We start from the raw sequence: 1,510 nt of genomic DNA, 5'->3' as shown, positions 1-1,510 counted from the left end.
TGGGAGTTCTGGCGGTGCGTCGCGTTGAGGCTGCCCGGCCCGTTGTTGTGCCCGCCTGCGGCGGTGGCAGGCACGGGCGATGGCCTGGTGAGAGCGTCGCCATGCGGACCAGGTCAGGCCGTGACGGATCCGGATCGCGGGGGCCTGCTGAGGGGTCATCAAGACGATGAGGCGGCGGATCTCATAGGGGCTCAGGGGCACCGGGGGTGGGGTGGTGTCCGTCGCCGGGGCCCCCTCTCTTCTCGGTCGCTGCCGGGGCGTCGGGGTCCTGGCGGGCGGCATGGGCGGTCTGCACGGCCAGGAACGCGGCGGCCAGCTGGGCCAGGGTGACGTGCCGGTACCAGCCGTGGAAGGAACGGACCTCGTAGTCGGCCATTCCGGCGGCCTGCTTGGCCAGTTTGATCGCGACCTCCACTGCCCAGCGTGCGCCGGTGACCGCGATCAGTTCTTCCACCGAGGTCTGCGGTGGGCCCCAGGCCAGGTGGAAGTCCCGCTCGCCGGGGGTCTCGGGGCGGCGTCGGGCGATCAGCCAGCGCACCCACGCCCCCCCGCCCACCGGCAGGTCCGGGTCGGGGATGCGCCGCACCCACCACTGGAAGTCGCGGGTGTCCAGCTGGGAGGGTCCGGCGGGCAGCGCAATCCATTCCTCCTCCTTCGCGCACCGCTCCACCAGGCGGGCGATGTGCCGCCAGCCGGGACGGGGCAGCACCGTCTGGTTGGCCTGCACCGCCACCGCGTACGGCAGTCGGTGCTGTTCGAGGAAGGCCCGGAAGGCACCGTCGCGCCCGTAGACCTCGTCGGCGGCCACCCACACCCGGCCCGACGGCAGGTCGGGCACGATCCGTTCGATCATCGCTTCCGCCTGCCGGGGCTTGACCGCGAAGCCGACCGCGTCGGGCACGTGCGCGGCCCGGCAGCGCTCCCGGTCATCGGTCCACTCGCGGGGAAGATAGAGCTCCCGGTCGATCAACGCCTGCCCGGCCGTGGTCGCCCAGGCCGCCATCACCCCGACCTGGCAGGGAAAGACCCCGCCCAACGCGCCGGAGTACTGCCTGGCCACCCCGGCCGAAGCCCGGCCCTTCTTCGCGAACCCGGTCTCATCGATCACCAGCACGCCCGAGCCGGCCGGACCCGGGCCCCGCCCGCCGTCGTCCAATCCGGCGACCACGTAGCGGCGGGTGAAGTCCCGCAGCTCATCCGGCTCCCAGCGACCGCGGGAGAGCAGATGCTGCTGCCCGTCGGGATCCCGGTCTCCGGCGTACTCGGCCAGCTGCCAGCCGTTCTTGCGTGACAAGGGCGCGAGCAGACCCCGTACGCACGCGGCCGCACGGCGCCGAAGCTCCACCCTCGAGAAGACCGGCCCGATCTCCAGCAGCAGTCCCTCCAGCCGGTCCGCGAACTCCGCAGCCCGTTCCTCCGCCACGACCTGCGGCGGAACAACGAGAGGAAGATCCAGCAACTCTGCCTGCATACACAACAGTTACCCGTGACGGAGATCAGCGAACTACGG

The 1,510-nt window shown here is 71.9% G+C and carries 1 protein-coding gene; it reads right to left on the bottom strand.

Annotation, left to right across the window (positions count from 1 at the left end; all coding sequences use genetic code 11):
- Nucleotides 1-181: 181 nt before the first annotated feature.
- A complete protein-coding gene (locus ACLHRZ_RS42450; RefSeq protein ID WP_490423991.1) occupies nt 182-1,459 on the bottom strand; it encodes an IS701 family transposase in 1,278 nt (425 codons plus the stop codon).
- Between the last annotated feature and the right edge of the window lie 51 nt (nt 1,460-1,510).

It is taken from the genome of Streptomyces sp. AM25, from assembly GCF_058146165.1.
This window is presented reverse-complemented; position numbering and strand designations above follow the sequence as displayed.